A 16,827-nucleotide genomic window follows, 5' to 3' on the forward strand; every position below is an offset into this window, starting at 1 on the left:
TTTTCTCCGCCCCCCGCTTCTGGGAAGCAAGGCGGGTCCGATCGGCACCGACACCCTTGGGGGGGCGGTGCCGGTGCCGGTCCGGATTACTGAAGCAGCTTCAGAACGCTCTGCTGGCTCTGGTTCGCCTGGCTGAGCATTGCGGTCGATGCCTGGCTCAGGATCTGCGCCTTGGCGAGTGCGGTCGTCTCGGCCGAGAAGTCGGTGTCCTCGATGCGGCTCTTGGCGTCCGACAGGTTGGTCACGGTGTTGGTCAGGTTGTTGACCGCCGACTGGAGCTGGCTCTCGGATGCGCCGATCCCTGCGCGAACCGTGCTGACGTCCTTGAGCATCTTGTCGACCGCCATCAGCGTCGAGTTGGCAGCGTCGGTATCACCGACCGACAGAGCAGTCAGTGCACCAGCATCCTTGGTCATGATTGCTTTCGAGTTATCAGCCTTGAAAAACTGGTCGCCCTGCTTGAGCGACGACGTCGTTCCAACGTCCGACGCTTTAATCGTCGCACCAGCGAGCTTACCGCCAGCAACGAAATCATCCATGGTCACGGTATGCGTTGTATCCGGGTCGGCAGCCCCAACGGCCGTATCAAGCGCACCCTTGACCGTAGTCTTGAGGGTCACCTGCGAGGACAAGTTACCGATATTCACATCGACCTTCTGGCCACCGTTCGCACCGGTCTGGATGGTTGTCTTTGTACCGGTGCCGCTGGTGGTCGTGTCGAACAGCTTCACGCCGTTGAACTCGGCGCTGTTCAGCGTGCTGGAGATCTGCGAGGTCAGCTGCGTGACTTCGGCCTGCATGTTGGCACGGTCGTCCTTGCTGTAGGTGCCCGATGCCGACTGGACGCCGAGTTCGCGCACGCGCTGCAGCATGTTGGTCACTTCGCTCAGTGCGCCATCGGCGGTCTGGGCCAGCGCGATGCCGTCATTGGCGTTGCGGATGCTCTGCGACATGCCGCGGATCTGACTCGTCATCGAGCTGGCGATCGCCATGCCTGCGGCATCGTCCTTCGCCGAGTTGATGCGCTTGCCGGTCGACAGACGCTCCATCGAGGTCGAAAGTGCTGCGCTGGCGCTGTTCGATGCGTTCGCCGAACGCAGCGCTGCGATGTTGGTACCGATCACAGTCATGTTGGTCTCCGTGTGTCCGGCTTCCCCGCCGCCCCCATGGCGAAGGACCGAGCCGTCGAAGTGGGTAACGGCCGCTTCGGACCGGGCTTAAGCGAAAAAGATTCGCCGTGGTGCGGTCTCGTGCGGGCTCACACGCACGGTCGCGCGCGGGCTCACGCACGCGCGACGGGCACGCGTGAACGTGCGCGAGTGTGACCGCGGACACACACCCGGAAATAAACCGGAAATAACCTGCCGGGGGGCGGCAGAGTTTAACCGCGCGTTTACCACTAATGCCGCATTCCCCCGATTGTTCAGGGGGAACTCAATGCGCTCTATTTTTCCATCCGCTGCAGTCACTTCGCGGAAATATGCGCTGGTCTCGTCGTTGCGCGCCCAGGGCTTCGGCATAGGCTCGTTCGAAACCGCGCAGCCGGGTGCGAACGACCTGTTCCTGGTCGCCGACGGCGAGGGCATCGCTGCGCCGGCCCGCACGGTGGTGATCGGTTGCAATGGTCGCGAAGTGACGCCGTCACGGAACGGTTCGCCGGCGCGGATCAGCTTCGCCGCAGAGGACACCGCGGTCGGCAACGGCTTCGCGCGCGCCCTGATCGGCGGGGCCGACATGCCGACCGCTGCCGACCCCGAATCGCTCGCATTGCTTGCCCTGGCGGAGCGCGTTGCCGCCGCTGACATTACCGTGCTGATCAACGGTCCGACCGGCACCGGCAAGGAAGTGCTCGCGCGTGCCATCCACAATGGCTCCGCGCGCAAGGACAAGCCGTTCATCGCGATCAACTGCGCCGCGCTCCCCGAGTCGATGCTCGAAGCGCTGCTGTTCGGCCACCAGAAGGGCGCGTTCACCGGCGCGTCGGCGGGCGGCGACGGGTTCTTCCGCGCAGCGAATGGCGGCACGATTTTGTTGGACGAAATCGCCGAGATGCCGCTGCAATTGCAGGCAAAACTGCTCCGCGTGTTGCAGGAGCGCGAGGTCGTGCCGCTCGGCGCGTCGGTGCCGCAGCCGATCGACGTGCGCGTGATCGCCTGCGCCAACCGCGACCTTCACGCCGAAGTCGCCGCAGGCCGGTTCCGCGCCGATCTCTATTACCGCCTTGCCGTGTTCCCGCTCGCGACCAAGTCGCTGGCCGAGCGCCCGCAGGACATTCCCGCGCTCGCCGCGACGCTGATCCTGCGTCATGCCGGCGCGCGCAACGTCATTCCGTGGCCGAGCCATGCGGCGATCGAGCAGCTGATGCTGCACGACTGGCCGGGCAACGTTCGCGAACTGGAGAACGTGATCCAGCGTGCGCTGCTGTTCTGCGGCGGTGACACGATCGAGGCGAACCATATCGTGTTCGACCGCCCGGTGACGATGACGTTTCAGCGCACTGCGTCCGTTACGCCGATCACGCCCATCGCAGCGCCTGCGGAGCCAGAGACGCTCGGCAACATCGTCCAGATGAGCGAGTTTGCGGCGATCCGCGAGACGCTGAAGGCGTGCAACGGCAGCCGTATCGAGACCGCAAAGCGCCTTGGCATTTCCGAACGCACGCTGCGCTATCGCCTCGCCAAGGCGCGCGAACAGGGTGACGACATCGGCAGCGCACAGAATTGGGCAGCTTCGGCATGAGCGGCGTCTCAGGCATTGGCGGCGGTGCGATGAGCGTCGACCGCGTTATGGCGCTGCGCTCGCAGATCCTCGAACGCAACCAGGCGCTCTCGCGTGCTGGCGCCGCAGGGAACGTCGCACCGACCGATACGGTCAAGCCGACCAGCTTTGCCGACACGATGGAAACCGCGCTGAAGAGCGTCAACGACGGCCAGACCCAGGCCGCCAAGCTCAGCGAAAGCTATGAGCGCGGCGAGACGGTCGACATCGCGAAAGTGATGCTCGCCCGCCAGCAGGCGTCGGTCGGGTTCGAGGCGACGTTGCAGGTCCGCAACAAGCTGCTGTCCGCCTACAAGGATATCATGAGCATGCCGGTCTGATATGAGCACCGCACTCATCCCCACATCCGGCGCGACCGAACGGTTCGCCAATCCCCTCCAGCAGATCAAGGGCGCGTTCGCGCAGCCCGCGGTCCGCCGTTCGCTGCCGATGGCGCTGATGGTCGGCCTCATTGCGGCCGCCGCGCTTGCGTGGATGGGCCTGTCGACGCCGACGCAGAAGACGCTGTTCAGCGGCCTGCCCGATTCGGACAAGGCCGCGGTAACGTCCGCGCTGACGACGGCCAACATCAAGAGCCATATCGACGAAGGCACCGGCGCTTTGACGGTCGGCGAGGACGATTACAGCCGCGCGAAGATGCTGCTGGCGGGCCAGGGTCTGCCGAAAGCGGCGCCCGGCGGTTACGCGATCCTCGACCAGCTGCCGATGGGCGTGTCGCGCGCGGTGGAAGGCGAACGCCTCCGCCAGGCGCGCGAGTCCGAGATGGCGAAGTCGATCGAGGAGATCGATGCGGTCGCCGAGGCGCGCGTGCATCTCGCCATGCCCGAAGCGTCGGTGTTCGTCCGCGACAACGCCGCGCCCTCCGCATCGGTGATCCTGAAGTTGCAGGGCGGTCGTTCGCTGAGCGATGCGCAGGTCAGCTCGATCATCAACCTCGTCGCGTCGTCGGTCCCCGGCATGAAGCCCGAGGCCGTCACGATCGTCGACCAGATGGGCGCACTGCTCACCAAAGCCGGCGGCAACGACGGTGCAGGGGCGGCGAGCGACGCGCGGATCGATATCCAGCGCCGCGTCGAGGACAAGTATCGCACGCAGCTGATCGCGCTGCTGACGCCACTCGTCGGCGCGGGCAACTTCACCGCGGAAGTGCAGGCCGACGTCAATCTCGACGAGAGCCAGGCGACGCGCGAAAGCTATGAGAAGCAGGGCGTGCTGCGCGCCGAGACGGGCAACTGGACCGGCAATCAGAAGGACGGCGCGGGCGCTGCTCCGGGCGGCATTCCGGGTGCGCTGAGCAACACCCCGCCTGCCGCGAGCACGCTGTCGACGCCGCAGCCGGCGACCGGCAACACCGGTGCGCAGCCGGTCGCCGGCGGCCCTGCCCCCGACGCGATGAAGCAGTCCGACCAGTATCAGCGCGCCTACGACCTCGGCCGCGAAGTGTCGGTCACGCGCGCTACGCCGGGCGGGGTCAAGCGCCTGTCGGTCGCCGTCCTGCTCCGCGATCCCGAAAAGGGCCGCCGCACCGCGATGGAGATCAACCAGATCAGCGATCTCGTGAAGAGCGCGGTCGGGTTCGACCAGGCACGCAACGACAACGTGACGGTCATCAGCCGCAAGTTCGCCGGCGCCACCGATGCCGCCGCCGGCCCCGCCTGGTACGACAATGCGTGGCTGCCGGTGCTCGCGCGCAACGGCACCGCGATCCTGATCGCACTGCTGGTGCTGCTGCTCGGCGTTCGCCCGATCGCCAAGGCACTGATGAAGAAGCGCGATGATGCCGGCACGCGCCCTGCACTCGGCCAGCCGATCGGCACGGCGAGCGGCGACGGCATGGCGGTCGCAGCCCCCGTCAGCCTCGACCAGCTCGAGAACACGCGCGGCTATGACGACCGGATCGGCGCGGTCCGCGGCTTCACCCGCGACAATCCGACGCGCGCCGCGCTGGCCGTACGCGACATGATCAAGGCAGACTCCAAGTGAGCGACGTCGCCATCCGCACCTACACCGGCGTCGAGCGCGCCGCGGTGCTGATGATGCTCGTCGGCGAGGAGGAGGCGGCCGCCATCCTCCAGAAGCTCGAGCCCGAGGAAGTCCGCCAGCTCGGCGCGGCGATGTTCAAGGTCGCCGACGTGTCGGAGCAGGAGGTCGAGGACGTGCTCGACGATTTCGTCGGCCGCGCCCGCGAGCGCACCGCGATCGGCTTCGACCCGCGCCCGCAGATCGAGGCGGTGATGAACCGCGCGCTTGGGCCCGAGAAGGCGGAAAGCGTGCTCGCGCGCATCACGCCGCCCGAGGCCGCCTGCGAACTCGAACTGCTCGACTGGCTCGACGCACCCGAGATCGCGGCGATGATCGAGAAGGAGCATCCGCAGATCGCGGCCGTGCTGATCGCCAATCTCGATGCTTCGATCGGCGGCCAGGTACTCGAACTGCTCCCCGACGCGGTGCAGCCCGACATCCTCCACCGCATCGCGCGGCTGGGTCCGATCACGCCCGAGGCGGTCGAGACGTTGAAGACGTTGCTCGCCAACCGCACCACTGCGGCACCGGGCTCGGCCGGCGTCACGCTCGGCGGCACGCGCGAGGCCGCGAAGATCCTGTCGGGCGCGCGCAAGGCCACCGAACAACGTGTCATGCCGAAGCTGTTCAAGATCGACCGCGACGTCGCCAAGGCGATCGAGGAGGCGATGTTCGTCTTCGACAACCTGCTGGAGCTCGATGACAAGAATCTCGGCACGCTGATCCGCAACGTCGACAGTGAGATCCTGACCAAGTCCCTGAAGGGCGTCGACGAGACCATCCGCAACCGCTTCCTCGGCTGCATGTCGGCGCGCGCCGCCGACGGCATCCGCGACGAGATGGAGGCACGCGGCCCGATGAAACTGGCCGAAGTGCTCGAGGCACAGAAGGCGATGATCGCGATCGCACGCGGTCTGGCGAAGGACGGCACGATCCAGATGGGCGGGGGGGAAGACGATTATGTCTAACGGCTTCACCGCGGGCTTCGCGTCGCGCCACACGACGACCGCGCACGTCTTGGCGAGCGCATTTGCTCCGCCCTCCGGGTTCGCGGCTGCGGATATTCGCGAGCGTGCGACGGTGCGGCCCGCGAACTTCGCATCGCCGAACTTCTCGTCGGAGCCGAGCACCCCACGTCACTTCAGTCCAGCCGATAAGGACGTAAACCCGACCGCCGGCTGGGATCCGCTCGATCCGGTGAGTGAATCGTCGTTCATCGATCCGCTCGCCGACGCGCATGCCGCCGGCTATGCGGAGGGTCTCGCCGCCGCAGCCGCGGCCGCGCAGGAGACAGCGGCACGCGATGGCGCGTTGCTCGGCGACCTCGCCAGCGCGCTCGGCAACGACCGGATCGACCGCGATCGAGTCGCCGCCCAGCTTCGCCAGACGGTGTTATTCCTCGTCTCGAAACTCGTCGGCGAAGTAGGTATCGCCCCTGACGTCCTCGCAGGGCGGATTGAATCGGCTGCCGAGCTCCTGTCCGACTCCGCCGAATCAGCGCTGCTCCGTGTGCATCCGGACGACGTCGCGTTGCTTGAAGGCCGGTTGCCGAAGTCGATCTTCGCAGCGGGCGACTCGAACGTTACGCGCGGCAGCTTCGTGCTCGAAAGCGCATCGACGATCGTTGAAGACGGCCCCGAACTCTGGCTCGATCAACTCGCGCAAGCGATCGATCGCGTGCCGGTGCCCAAATGCTGAACCGCTTTACCGCCGACTATCTCGAAACCCTCTCCAACGCCGATTTCGTCGCCAAGCCAAAGGTCTCAGGCCGCCTCGCCTCGTTCGACGGCCTGCTCATGGAAGCGGTCGGCCTGACCCTCCCGGTCGGCACCGTCTGCCAGGTCGGCGAAGGCGGGGCGAGCGTCGAGGCCGAAGTCATCGGCTTCCGCAACGGCCGCACGTTGATGATGAACCTCGGCGGCGCCGCGGCCCTCCTTCCGCGCGCACCGGTCAAGCCGATCGGTGCGCCGGGGGAAGCCGAAGTCGGGGCGGCCATGCTCGGTCGTGTCGTCGACGGCGCCGGCAAGCCGATCGACGGTCTCGGCCCGATCCGCGGCGCGGGTCGCTGGCCGCTCGCCGGCAAGCTCCAGTCGCCGCTTGATCGTGGTCGCGTGCTCGAACCGCTCGACGTCGGCGTCCGTGCGATCAACGGCCTGCTGACGATCGGCCAAGGTCAGCGCGTCGGCATCATGGCCGGCTCGGGCGTCGGCAAGTCGGTGCTGCTCGGCATGATCGTCCGCGCCGCCCAGGCCGACGTGATCGTCATCGGCCTGATCGGCGAGCGCAGCCGCGAAGTCGCCGACTTCCTCGAAACCAAGGTCGCGGGCGCCGCGCGAAAGCGTTCGGTCGTCGTCGCCGTCCCCGCCAACCATTCGCCGGTTCTCCGCATTCGCGGCGCGCTCCGGGCCCACGCGATCGCCGAATCGTTTCGCGACGAGGGCAAGAAAGTGCTCCTCATCATGGATTCGTTGACCCGCGTCGCGCATGCCGGTCGCGAGATCGGCCTCGCGCTCGGCGAACCCGCATCCGCGCGCGGCTATCCGCCCTCCGCCATAGCCATGCTGCCGAACCTGATCGAACGCGCAGGCGTCGACGTCCACACCGGTGGCTCGATCACCGCGATCTACACGGTGCTCGCAGATGGCGACGACGGCAACGACCCCGTGGTCGACTCCGCCCGCTCGATCCTCGACGGCCACATCGTCCTCAACCGCCAGCTCGCCGAGCGTGGCGTGTATCCCGCGATCGACATCGGCCCGTCGGTCAGCCGCGTGATGACCGACATCGTACCCTCGCACCACGCCAAGGCCGCGCGCACACTCCGCCGTCACCTCGCGACATACGAAGAAAACCGCGATCTCGTCCTGATGGGCGCCTACCGCCACGGTGCCGATCCCGCGATCGACGCGGCGATCGCCTGCCACCCCGCCGTCATGGAATATATCCGCCAGGACGCCGACGAGAACGTGTCGTTGATCGATGCGGTCGCCGAACTGACCGGCGTGTTCGGCGGCTGAGATGGCGGATGCCCGCAGCAAGACGCTGGCGCGCATCCACCGCGTCCGCACGCTCCAACTCGGCCTGACCCGCGCCGACGAAGCGCGTGCGCACGACAAGTTCGCCAGCGAACAGGCATTGTCGGGCCGTATCGCGTTGCTCGCCGAAGCCGTCGCGCCGGTCCATGAAACGCAGGTCGCCGTCTCGCTCGGCGCCGCTGCACATTACCGCGATCGCCTGCAACAATCCGCCAACGCCGCCGTCGAGCGCGTGCAGGCCGCCGAATATCATGTCGAACGCGCCGCCGAGGCCACACGCGCAGCCAAGCGCGATCAGAGTGCGGTCGAGAAGCTCCTCGCCCGCGCCGACGCCGACGCGGTGCTGAAAGCGATCCGCGCGATGGAAGAGGCACCAGCCTTGCGGAAGGTTCGGCACGATCCTTGCTGAGTGAGGGTCAGATGCCCGAACGCGAGTGCCCGCATGATCCAGACCGCGACCCTTTCCCGTACCGTTCCTCTCCACCCTCGCGCCTCTGCTGCGAAAGGTGGCGGCGAGTCGGGCGATTTCGCGGGTGCCTTCGAGCAGGTTAGCGACGAGGCGAAACCCGAATCTTCCGCCGCAGTGCCGGAAGAAGAGCCCCGGCAGGACGACGCCGCGACCGGCAACGCCTTGCCGCTGCCGGATGTCGTGCCCGATGCCGCGTTCGTGTGGCAGCCGATCGTCGCGACGCCCGCCCCTGTCCCACCCGTTTCCCTGGTCGGTGCACGCGTCATTGATGCATCGACCAGCCAACCAACTAGCGTGCAGCGCCCGACCTTCGCTCAATTGCAGCCACAGGCCGCCACCCCCGCTCCGATAGAGCCTCAACCACCCCTGCCCTCCGCGCCGCCCCAAGCCGGCGGCACACCCGCAACGCAGCTCGCCGCTGCGATCATGGCTGCCATGCCACCGGTAAAGACGGCCGTGCAGACGCCGGTGGACACGCCGACCACCGACGCGCCGCGTTGGGCCACGCCCGATACGACGCCCGTCACCCTCGCCGTCGCACAACCGGATGTCGTCCAGCCGCAACCCGGCACGGTCGCGTCGGCTGCGATGGTGTTCGGTGCAGCGATCCGGGCGGCAACCAAGAAGCGCGACGAGCCCGATACCCCCGCCGCTCCGTCCGACACGCCGCTGACCCCAATCGGTGCCGCTGCGACCCACGAGATCAAGGTCGCCGACGCGCAGCAGGCGCCACTCGACATGCGTCAGGAGCGATGGCCGCACGCGATGATCGAGCGGATCGAGATGCTCCGCGACGCCGCTGACGCGGTCGACACGCGTATTCGCCTCGTCCCCGACGCGCTCGGCGCGATCGACGTGTCGGTGAAGACGGAGGGCGACACCGTGCACGTCCACTTCAACGCCGAGCAGGCTGCAACGCGGACGTTGCTGGCGGATGCGCAGCCACGGCTCGCCGAACTCGCCGAAGCGCGCGGGTTGAAGCTTTCGCAAGGCTCGCTCGGCGACAGCGGTGCCCAACAGCAGCGCGCGCCCGCAACACCGCAAACCCCGAATCGCCCCGCGCCGGTCTCGACCGTAATCGCGGACGCACCCGACGACATCCGAATCGCTTGAACCGAAGGACCCCGAAATCATGAGCGACACAAAAGAAACGCCCGACGCCGCCCCGAAGAAAAAGGGCAAGATGAAGACGATCCTGATCGGCGGCGTCGCGCTGCTGGTGCTGGTCGGCGGTGGCGTCGGCGCGGGCGTGTATGCGTCCAATGCAGGGCTGCTCGGCGGTGGCAAGCACGCGACCGAAGCAGAGGACGGCAAGCCCAAACTCGTTCCCAAAAGCGAGCAGAAGCACGCGACCGAAGGCGGCGAAGGCGGCGGTCATGGTGGCGAGGAAGCTGCGCCGGAGAACCACGGGATGAAGCCCCCCGCAGGGCAGGGCGGCGACAAATACGCCTCCACCTATTACCCGATGGAGAAGGATTTCACGTCCAATCTCCAGGACTCGGTGCACTTCGTCCAGGTGGGCGTCGCGGTCTCCACGCCGTACGACGACACCGTCATCACCAACCTGAAAACCAACGATATCGCAGTCCGGTCGGCGATCCTGATGGCGCTCGGCGACACCACCGAGGAGCAGGTGATGAGCAGCGACGGCAAGCGCCAGTTGCAGGTCAGATTGGCCAAGGCGATCAACGATACGCTCAAGCAGAAGGAAGGCTTCGGCGGCATCGGTAACGTTTACTTTACCAGTTTCGTTGTTCAGTGAGGCATGGTTAACGAGCCTTCAGCAAAGACACGCGAGCGACGCGACCGGGATCGCTCCGGCGCGCCCAAGGAGGGCGTGTTGCACCAGGGCGTGCTCGGCGGGGCCAAGCTCAATCCGTTCGGCGACCTCCATTCCCTCCAGCATCTCTCCGCCCGGTTCGCCCGTGGCCTGCGCGCCGTGTTCGAGCCGTTGCTCCGCCAGGAAGTCCGCTGCTGGGCCGAGCCGCTGGTGGTCCAGCGCTTCACCGATTACCGGGCCGAGCGCAGCGATGCACTGACCGCGTGGCTGCCGCTGATCATGACGCCGGGCATGGCACAGGCACTGTGCATCATGGACGGCAAGTTCGTGCTCGAGATGCTCGACATGTTCTTCGGTGGCACCGGTGCCGCGCCGCACGTGCTGCCGACCGAATTCTCGCCCGCCGCCGAGGCGATGGTCGCGCGGATCGGCCAGATGATCGCCGCGCCGCTGAAGACCGCATGGGAGCCGATGGCGCGGTTCGACTTCCTGCCGACCCGCGTCGAGGTAAATCCGGCCATGATCGCCGATCTCGACGGCGAGGACGCGATGATCGTCACGCGCTTCGGTATCGCCGCGGGCACCGCTAAGCCGGTGTTCCTCGACCTCGTCTACCCCGTGTCCGCGCTGAAGCCGCATGCGCCGTCGTTGACCGCGAAGGTCGTCGGCAAGTCGGCCGAGCCCGATCCGGCCTGGCGCACCGAGCTGACGCGGGCGGCGATGAACGTCCGCTTCCCGATCCGCTCGGTGCTCGCCGAGCCGGTCGTCAAGTTGACGATGCTGATGGATCTGAAGCCCGGCGACGTGATCCCGATCACCATCTCGGGCGACGTGCCGGTGATGGTCGGCAACAACCGGCTCGGCTGCGGTACGGTCGGCACATCGAACGGCTTCGCCGCCATCCAGCTCACCTCGATTACCCGTTTCGACGAAGGATTTGCAGCATGAACGACATGACCGGCGGGTTTCCGGTGGACTCCGCGGTGGCCGCCAATTTCCGGCTGCTTCAGGATGTCGACGTCAAGCTGACCGTCGAGATCGGCTCGACCAGCCTGACGCTGCGCGAGCTGCTGGCGCTAGGCGAATCCAGCGTCATTGAACTCGACCGCCAGGCCAACGAGTTGTTGGACGTGTTCGTAAACGGCACGCTGATCGGGCGCGGCGAAGTGGTGACGGTCGGCGAGCGCTTCGGCGTGCGGATGACCGAGCTCGTGTCGCCTGACAAATCGCTCGTCGGGCGCGGCTGAACCCGATGCTCTGGACCTACATCCTCAAGCTCGTCATCCTGCTCCCACTGGTATGCGGGCTGATGTTCGGCTGCCTCTATCTGTGGCGCAAGTTCGAGAGCCGGATTCCGGGCAAGCCGTCGACACGGCTGATCGGCGTCAAGGAAACGATGATGATCTCCCCGGGCCTGCGCCTCGCGGTGATCGATTTTGAGGGCCGCCGGCTGCTCGTCTCGGTCGGCCGTGGCGGCGTGCACCTGATCGACAAGGTCGACGCATGAGCGCGGTCGCTCGTCCGACGGTGACGCGGAAAGGCTCGGGCCCTGCCCTGTTCGCCGCATCGACCGCCAAACCGTTTTCCCGCGTACGCGGGAATCCAGGAGCCACGAACGGTGCGCTGCATAATTCTGCGTCGCGCCCGCGCGCAAACGCATGGCTGTGGATAGGCCTTGCCGTCCTGCTCGCCCTCTTCCTCGCGATGCCCGCCTTCGCGCAAGGCGTCCCCGCCCCGACCAACCCCGCCGTCGGCGACGCGGTCGATCGCGCGTTGGGCCAGCTCGGTGGCCAGGCCGCGGGCAATACCGGCCAGAGCGGTTCGCTGTCGCTATCGTTGCAAGTCCTCATCATCATGGGGCTGCTCACGGTCCTGCCGGGCATCCTGCTGATGATGACCAGCTTCACGCGGATCATCATCGTGCTCGCGATCCTGCGCCAGGCGCTCGGCCTCCAGCAGACGCCGCCGAACCAGGTGCTGCTCGGGCTGTCGCTGTTCCTGTCCTTCTTCATCATGGCGCCGACGATCAGCCAGATCAACACGACCGCGATCCAGCCCTATGCCGCCGGGCAACTCGCCGGCACGCAGATGATCACCACCGCGGGCGTCCCGCTGCACGCGTTCATGGTGAAGCAGACGCGGATCAAGGACGTCACGATGTTTGCGCAGATCGCGAAATCTGGCCCCTATGCGACGCCGACCGACATTCCCTTCTCGGTACTGCTCCCCGCGTTCGTCACGTCCGAGCTGAAGACCGCATTCCAGATCGGCTTCCTCATCTTCCTACCGTTCATCGTTATCGACCTCGTCGTCGCGACCGTGCTGATGTCGCTCGGCATGGCGATGTTGTCGCCGACGATCATCTCGATGCCGTTCAAGCTGCTGCTGTTCGTGCTGGTCGATGGCTGGGCGCTGACGATGGGCAGCCTCGCCAACTCGTTCGCGACCTGAGAACATGGACGCGCAATATTTCCTGACCGTCGCCAATCAGACGATGTGGGTGCTGGCGCTCGCGAGTGCGCCGATCCTGATCCCGGCGCTGCTGGCCGGGCTGATCCTCGGGATGATTCAGGCGGCGACGTCGATCAACGAGCAGACGCTGTCGTTCGTGCCGAAGCTGGTGGTGGTCGCGGTGTCAATCCTGATCTTCGGGAGCCTGATTTTAGGCCTGCTAAGCGATTTCACGATCGGGATCTTCGAGCGTATTCCGGATCTCGTGAAGTGAGCGCGCCTGCTGCTCCCCTCCCGCTTGCGGGAGGGATTGGGGGAGGGGCGTGCCTCATGGGCCGGACGCCGGTACGTACGTCGCGCCCTCCCCCGACCCCTCCCGCAAGCGGGAGGGGGATTTTGCAGTGCTAGGCTTCGGGCTCTCGATCGAGCCACAGCTTTGGGCGCTGATCTTCGTCATGATTCGCATTGGTGCGACGTTCATCGCCGCGCCGGTGTTCGGGTCCGTGTCGGTCCCGCTGACCGTGCGCATCACGCTGTCGGGCGCGATCGGGTTCCTCGTGCTTGCCGCGCATCCGATCGTGCCGCCGCAGAACATCTTTGCGGTTTCCACGATCCTCTCCGCCGCCGCCGAAGCCCTTGTCGGCCTCGCGCTCGGCTTCGTCCTCCAGATCGCGTTCGCCGCGCCGATGATCGCGGCCGAAGTCATCGGCGGCGCGATGGGGCTCGGCTTCGCCTCCTCGATCGACCCGCAGAACGGCAAGTCCTCCCCTGCCCTCGGCCAGTTCTTCTCGATCATGCTGACACTGTTGTTCCTGTCGGTCGACGGCCACCTGATCCTGATCGATCTGCTCGTGAAGAGCTATGACGTGCTCCCCCCTGGCGCCGCGTGGATCGGCGTCGAGCGGTTGAAGGCGATTGCGTTCTTCGGCGGTTACGCGTTTCTCGCCGGCCTGCTGCTCGCACTCCCGGTCGGCTTCCTGCTGCTCTGCCTCAACATCGTCGTCGGCATGCTGAGCCGCGCCGCGCCCTCGCTCAACCTGTTCGCGGTCGGCCTCCCCGCCAGCCTCGCGGTCGGCGTCGTCACGCTGGCGATCGCGTTCCCGACGATGGGCGACTATATGCTCGTCATCGTCCGCGAAGGCCTCGCCGCCACCGAAAACCTGGTGCTCGGCTGATGTCTGAGGATTCGGGCGAAAAGACAGAAGCACCAACCGCCAAGCGCAAGAAGGATGCGGTCGAGAAGGGCGACATCCTCAAGTCTCGCGACTTCGCCACCGCTTTGAGCATGCTCGCCGGCGTTGCCTGGCTGATCTACGCCGGCCCGACGCTGATCACCGCGTGCAAGGCGATCATGAGCTCTAGCTTCCAGTTCACGCACGCCGACGTCGAGGACTTCTCGCCGTGGCGCCCGCTGATGGAAGCCGGCGGCAAGCTCGCGCCATCACTCATAACCTTGTTCATCGTCAGCATCGGCGCCGCTATCCTGAGCCAGGCGGGGCTCGGGTCGCTAGGTTTCAACGGCGGTCTGCTCGCGCCCAAATACAGCCGCGTCGATCCGGCCGCTGGCCTCAAGCGCATCTTCGGCGCAAACGGCTGGATCGAACTCGGCAAGTCGTTGCTGAAGGTGATCCTGCTTGGCACGATCGGCGGCTGGATGCTGTGGAACGCCGCGCATTCGACGATGGGCCTCGCGTCATCCGCCGATCTCAACCAGGCGCTGTCGACGCTGGGCGGGATCTTCAAGGGCATCCTGATCGCGATGGCGTTCGGGCTGTGTGCGATCGCCGGCATCGACCTGCCGATCCAGATCATCCGCCGCCTGGGCAAGATGCGGATGTCGAAGCAGGAGGTGAAGGACGAGCATAAGTCGACCGAAGGCAATGGCGAGGCGAAGGGCCAGATGCGCGCCAAGATGCGGGCAATGGCGAGCGGGGGCTTACGCAAATCCGTTGCGGAGGCGCATGTCGTGCTGACCAATCCGACGCACTTCGCGGTGGCGCTGCGCTATGATCGCGGCAAGGATCAGGTGCCGGTGGTGGTCGCCAAGGGGCGCGGCGCAACCGCGCTGGCGATCCGCGAGCTGGCTGGCGAAGGCCGCGTTCCGATCCTCGAATATCCGACGCTCGCGCGTGCGGTCTATTACACGAGCAAGGAGGGGCAGGAGGTCCGCGACGACTTGTACACGGCGATCGCGACCGTGCTGGCGTTCGTCTTCGGGCTTAACGCGGCGGCGGGCGGTACGGCCGGCGGGGTTCAACCCTTCGTCACCGTGCCGAAGGATGCGCGGTTCGACGAAAACGGTATGAAACAGGTCTAAACATCGCCGGCGCACGGCCGTTCTTACAGACAAGCGCACGTGCAGGAACTTTGCCATGGTAACATCGACCACCAGCACGACGGCTACGCCGACCCCTACACCCACGCCAACGCCTTCCGCACAGAGCGCGGTAAATACCGCGACGCAGGCGTTGCTGACGGGCCTGAATGCCAATTCCGGTGTCGATACCGGGACGTTGGTGCCTGCGTTGGTAGCGGCGCAGTTCGCAGCGCGCACAGCCACGCTGAAGACGCAGAACGACACGCTTACCACACAGATTTCCGGGATCAGCACGATCAAGAGCACGATCACGGGCTTTTCGAGCGCACTCGACACGCTAGTCAAAAGTGGCTCGCTGCAGACGCAACCCCTCAGCTCCAGCCCTGGGACGCTGTCCGCCACGGCGTTGTCTGGCGCAAAACTCGCGAATTTATCGGCGAGCGTCACGGTGAACCGTCTGGCAACGGCGCAGGCCGCGAGCACCAAGTCCCCCTTTGCGAATCGTACGACCGCGTTGGACACCGGGCCGCTGACGCTGACGATCGGCACTAAGACATATGTCGATGCCGATAAAAAGCCGGTCGCGGCCGGCACCGAAGGCGCCGTCTGGGACGGGGGCATCTCGGGGAAATCCTACACTTTCGGCGTTGGCGCCGGCAGCCTCGATGCGATCGCCGCTGCGATCAACGATCAGAAGACCGGCGTTACCGCCTCGATCGTGACCGATGCGGCGGGCGGTGCCTATCTATCCGTCAAGGGTGCGACGGGTGATGCACAAGCGTTCACGATGACCAGCGAAAAAGGCCACGCACTCGATATCGGCCTTGGCTCGAATGCTACGAACACCATCTCTGAGGCGCAGAACGCCCAACTGACGGTCGATGGGATTGGTGTTGAGCGGGCTAGCAACACGATCAGTGACCTGATCGACGGGGTGAAACTGCAACTGAATGCAACATCCCCCGCCCCGGTCTCCCTCACCAGTTCGACGCCCACCGCAGCCTTGTCGCAGGCGGTCAGCGACGTGGTCGAGACTTACAACCAGGTTCTCGCAGCGATCACTGAACAGACCGATCCGAAGACCGGCAGCCTGCGGTCGGACCCTGCTGCGGCGTCGCTGCTCCGGTCATTGAAAGCACTGACGTCGAAGGCGCTGGTCGGCGGTGCGGTATCGGGAATTCCTCGTACGTTAGCCGAGATCGGCGTCGCGACGAACACCGACGGTACGCTGCGTCTCGACAGCACATTGCTCGCACGGCAGATTACCGCCTATCCCGACACGATCGAGGCGATGTTCGCGCCTTCGAGCAGCAATGTGCTCAGCTTGTCGGCAACCCTGAGCGCACTCACCACCAGCGCGACGAGCATCGTCACCGGTCTCGGCGCATCGACCGCGCGCTACACTGCAGCGGCAAGCGAGATCGCCAAGCAGCAAGACAAGGTCACCGACCAGTCCGCGCAGATGACGACCCGCCTGACACAGCAATATTCCAGCCTGAATTCGCGCCTCTCCGCCTACAAATCGACACAGACGTTTCTGACCGGTCAGATCGCGCAGTGGAACAAGAGCGACTCGTGACCTACGCCTCAACTCTCATGCGCGATCCGTTCGCAACCTATCGCCAGATCGATGCGGTCGGCCATACCGCAGCGGCCACCGGCCCGGCTTTGGTACAACTTCTCTACAAGGAGCTTGTCGCGGCTTTGCGTGCTGCGGCATGGGCCTGCGAGAAGCGGCAATTCTCCGTCAAGAGTGACCGGATCACGCGGGCTACCGCCATTCTGTTCGCACTTGAAGCAGGGCTCGACTTCGACAAAGGCGGGCAGGTCTCGGAAACGCTCGCCCGACTGTATGGCGGCGCGCGCAAGACCATCGTCAACGCCTCACTAGGCCACGATCCGCAGCCATTCCGCGATTCCGCGGACATGCTCGACGAGATCGCGCAGGCCTGGCGGACCGCCAGCGCCGCGTAGG

General features: G+C 66.0%; 19 protein-coding genes. 18 read left to right on the forward strand and 1 reads right to left on the reverse strand.

The features are described 5' to 3' along the window. Positions 1–86: 86 nt before the first annotated feature. Positions 87–1,130 (reverse strand): flagellin N-terminal helical domain-containing protein, encoded by a 1,044-nt coding sequence (locus BM244_RS16175; protein WP_093399930.1) that lies wholly within the window; start codon positions 1,128–1,130, stop codon positions 87–89. Between the two features lie 307 nt (positions 1,131–1,437). Between BM244_RS16175 and BM244_RS16180 the strand changes: the two genes are divergently transcribed. From BM244_RS16180 to BM244_RS16265, 18 genes are all read left to right on the forward strand, one after another. Further along, positions 1,438–2,739 carry a sigma-54 interaction domain-containing protein gene (locus BM244_RS16180; RefSeq protein ID WP_093399931.1) on the forward strand — a complete coding sequence of 434 codons (1,302 nt, stop codon included), beginning with the start codon at positions 1,438–1,440 and terminating at the stop codon, positions 2,737–2,739. Then, complete coding sequence (gene fliE, locus BM244_RS16185; protein ID WP_093399932.1) at positions 2,736–3,098, forward strand: flagellar hook-basal body complex protein FliE; 363 nt, start codon at positions 2,736–2,738, stop codon at positions 3,096–3,098. The genes BM244_RS16180 and fliE overlap by 4 nt, the downstream gene beginning before the upstream one ends. A 1-nt stretch (position 3,099) precedes the next feature. Then, positions 3,100–4,761, forward strand: coding sequence for a flagellar basal-body MS-ring/collar protein FliF (fliF, locus tag BM244_RS16190; RefSeq protein WP_093399933.1), 1,662 nt, complete (start codon positions 3,100–3,102; stop codon positions 4,759–4,761). Then, positions 4,758–5,768 (forward strand): flagellar motor switch protein FliG, encoded by a 1,011-nt coding sequence (fliG, locus tag BM244_RS16195; RefSeq protein WP_093399934.1) that lies wholly within the window; start codon positions 4,758–4,760, stop codon positions 5,766–5,768. The genes fliF and fliG overlap by 4 nt, the downstream gene beginning before the upstream one ends. After that, positions 5,761–6,498 (forward strand): FliH/SctL family protein, encoded by a 738-nt coding sequence (locus BM244_RS16200; RefSeq protein ID WP_093399935.1) that lies wholly within the window; start codon positions 5,761–5,763, stop codon positions 6,496–6,498. The genes fliG and BM244_RS16200 overlap by 8 nt, the downstream gene beginning before the upstream one ends. Next, positions 6,492–7,817: a FliI/YscN family ATPase gene (locus tag BM244_RS16205; RefSeq protein ID WP_093399936.1), complete on the forward strand. Its 1,326-nt coding sequence runs from the start codon at positions 6,492–6,494 to the stop codon at positions 7,815–7,817. The genes BM244_RS16200 and BM244_RS16205 overlap by 7 nt, the downstream gene beginning before the upstream one ends. A 1-nt stretch (position 7,818) precedes the next feature. After that, positions 7,819–8,244 (forward strand): hypothetical protein, encoded by a 426-nt coding sequence (locus BM244_RS16210; protein ID WP_093399937.1) that lies wholly within the window; start codon positions 7,819–7,821, stop codon positions 8,242–8,244. Positions 8,245–8,277: 33 nt separating this feature from the next. Next, a complete protein-coding gene (locus BM244_RS16215) occupies positions 8,278–9,417 on the forward strand; it encodes a flagellar hook-length control protein FliK (protein WP_093399938.1) in 1,140 nt (379 codons plus the stop codon). A 19-nt stretch (positions 9,418–9,436) separates the two neighbouring features. After that, complete coding sequence (locus BM244_RS16220; protein ID WP_093399939.1) at positions 9,437–10,066, forward strand: flagellar basal body-associated FliL family protein; 630 nt, start codon at positions 9,437–9,439, stop codon at positions 10,064–10,066. Between the two features lie 3 nt (positions 10,067–10,069). Next, positions 10,070–11,032, forward strand: coding sequence for a flagellar motor switch protein FliM (locus BM244_RS16225; RefSeq protein ID WP_093399940.1), 963 nt, complete (start codon positions 10,070–10,072; stop codon positions 11,030–11,032). Next, a complete protein-coding gene (fliN, locus tag BM244_RS16230; RefSeq protein ID WP_093399941.1) occupies positions 11,029–11,331 on the forward strand; it encodes a flagellar motor switch protein FliN in 303 nt (100 codons plus the stop codon). Before BM244_RS16225 ends, fliN begins: the two co-directional genes overlap by 4 nt. A gap of 5 nt (positions 11,332–11,336) precedes the next feature. Further along, positions 11,337–11,591 carry a flagellar biosynthetic protein FliO gene (locus BM244_RS16235; RefSeq protein ID WP_056054129.1) on the forward strand — a complete coding sequence of 85 codons (255 nt, stop codon included), beginning with the start codon at positions 11,337–11,339 and terminating at the stop codon, positions 11,589–11,591. Next, positions 11,588–12,535, forward strand: coding sequence for a flagellar type III secretion system pore protein FliP (gene fliP / locus BM244_RS16240; RefSeq protein ID WP_093399942.1), 948 nt, complete (start codon positions 11,588–11,590; stop codon positions 12,533–12,535). Before BM244_RS16235 ends, fliP begins: the two co-directional genes overlap by 4 nt. A gap of 4 nt (positions 12,536–12,539) precedes the next feature. After that, positions 12,540–12,809 carry a flagellar biosynthesis protein FliQ gene (gene fliQ, locus BM244_RS16245; RefSeq protein ID WP_055874447.1) on the forward strand — a complete coding sequence of 90 codons (270 nt, stop codon included), beginning with the start codon at positions 12,540–12,542 and terminating at the stop codon, positions 12,807–12,809. A 181-nt stretch (positions 12,810–12,990) separates the two neighbouring features. Continuing rightward, complete coding sequence (gene fliR / locus BM244_RS16250) at positions 12,991–13,710, forward strand: flagellar biosynthetic protein FliR (RefSeq protein ID WP_254784511.1); 720 nt, start codon at positions 12,991–12,993, stop codon at positions 13,708–13,710. Next, positions 13,710–14,852 carry a flagellar type III secretion system protein FlhB gene (flhB, locus tag BM244_RS16255; protein ID WP_093399944.1) on the forward strand — a complete coding sequence of 381 codons (1,143 nt, stop codon included), beginning with the start codon at positions 13,710–13,712 and terminating at the stop codon, positions 14,850–14,852. The genes fliR and flhB overlap by 1 nt, the downstream gene beginning before the upstream one ends. 55 nt (positions 14,853–14,907) lie before the next feature. Further along, a complete protein-coding gene (fliD, locus tag BM244_RS16260; protein ID WP_093399945.1) occupies positions 14,908–16,431 on the forward strand; it encodes a flagellar filament capping protein FliD in 1,524 nt (507 codons plus the stop codon). Beyond that, complete coding sequence (locus tag BM244_RS16265) at positions 16,428–16,826, forward strand: flagellar export chaperone FliS (protein WP_175518238.1); 399 nt, start codon at positions 16,428–16,430, stop codon at positions 16,824–16,826. Before fliD ends, BM244_RS16265 begins: the two co-directional genes overlap by 4 nt. Position 16,827 lies beyond the last annotated feature (1 nt).

It is taken from the genome of Sphingomonas sp. OK281 (assembly GCF_900115295.1).
In the GTDB taxonomy this organism is placed as follows: domain Bacteria; phylum Pseudomonadota; class Alphaproteobacteria; order Sphingomonadales; family Sphingomonadaceae; genus Sphingomonas.

Excerpts from the sequence above, each read along its gene's own strand:
- BM244_RS16175 (WP_093399930.1), bottom strand. The coding sequence starts at position 1,130 with ATGACTGTGATCGGTACCAACATCGCAGCGCTGCGTTCGGCGAACGCA.
- BM244_RS16180 (WP_093399931.1), top strand. The coding sequence starts at position 1,438 with ATGCGCTCTATTTTTCCATCCGCTGCAGTCACTTCGCGGAAATATGCG.
- fliE (WP_093399932.1), top strand. The coding sequence starts at position 2,736 with ATGAGCGGCGTCTCAGGCATTGGCGGCGGTGCGATGAGCGTCGACCGC.
- fliF (WP_093399933.1), top strand. The coding sequence starts at position 3,100 with ATGAGCACCGCACTCATCCCCACATCCGGCGCGACCGAACGGTTCGCC.
- BM244_RS16200 (WP_093399935.1), top strand. The coding sequence starts at position 5,761 with ATGTCTAACGGCTTCACCGCGGGCTTCGCGTCGCGCCACACGACGACC.
- BM244_RS16205 (WP_093399936.1), top strand. The coding sequence starts at position 6,492 with ATGCTGAACCGCTTTACCGCCGACTATCTCGAAACCCTCTCCAACGCC.
- BM244_RS16210 (WP_093399937.1), top strand. The coding sequence starts at position 7,819 with ATGGCGGATGCCCGCAGCAAGACGCTGGCGCGCATCCACCGCGTCCGC.
- BM244_RS16215 (WP_093399938.1), top strand. The coding sequence starts at position 8,278 with ATGATCCAGACCGCGACCCTTTCCCGTACCGTTCCTCTCCACCCTCGC.
- BM244_RS16220 (WP_093399939.1), top strand. The coding sequence starts at position 9,437 with ATGAGCGACACAAAAGAAACGCCCGACGCCGCCCCGAAGAAAAAGGGC.
- BM244_RS16225 (WP_093399940.1), top strand. The coding sequence starts at position 10,070 with ATGGTTAACGAGCCTTCAGCAAAGACACGCGAGCGACGCGACCGGGAT.
- fliN (WP_093399941.1), top strand. The coding sequence starts at position 11,029 with ATGAACGACATGACCGGCGGGTTTCCGGTGGACTCCGCGGTGGCCGCC.
- BM244_RS16235 (WP_056054129.1), top strand. The coding sequence starts at position 11,337 with ATGCTCTGGACCTACATCCTCAAGCTCGTCATCCTGCTCCCACTGGTA.
- fliP (WP_093399942.1), top strand. The coding sequence starts at position 11,588 with ATGAGCGCGGTCGCTCGTCCGACGGTGACGCGGAAAGGCTCGGGCCCT.
- fliQ (WP_055874447.1), top strand. The coding sequence starts at position 12,540 with ATGGACGCGCAATATTTCCTGACCGTCGCCAATCAGACGATGTGGGTG.
- fliR (WP_254784511.1), top strand. The coding sequence starts at position 12,991 with ATGATTCGCATTGGTGCGACGTTCATCGCCGCGCCGGTGTTCGGGTCC.
- flhB (WP_093399944.1), top strand. The coding sequence starts at position 13,710 with ATGTCTGAGGATTCGGGCGAAAAGACAGAAGCACCAACCGCCAAGCGC.
- fliD (WP_093399945.1), top strand. The coding sequence starts at position 14,908 with ATGGTAACATCGACCACCAGCACGACGGCTACGCCGACCCCTACACCC.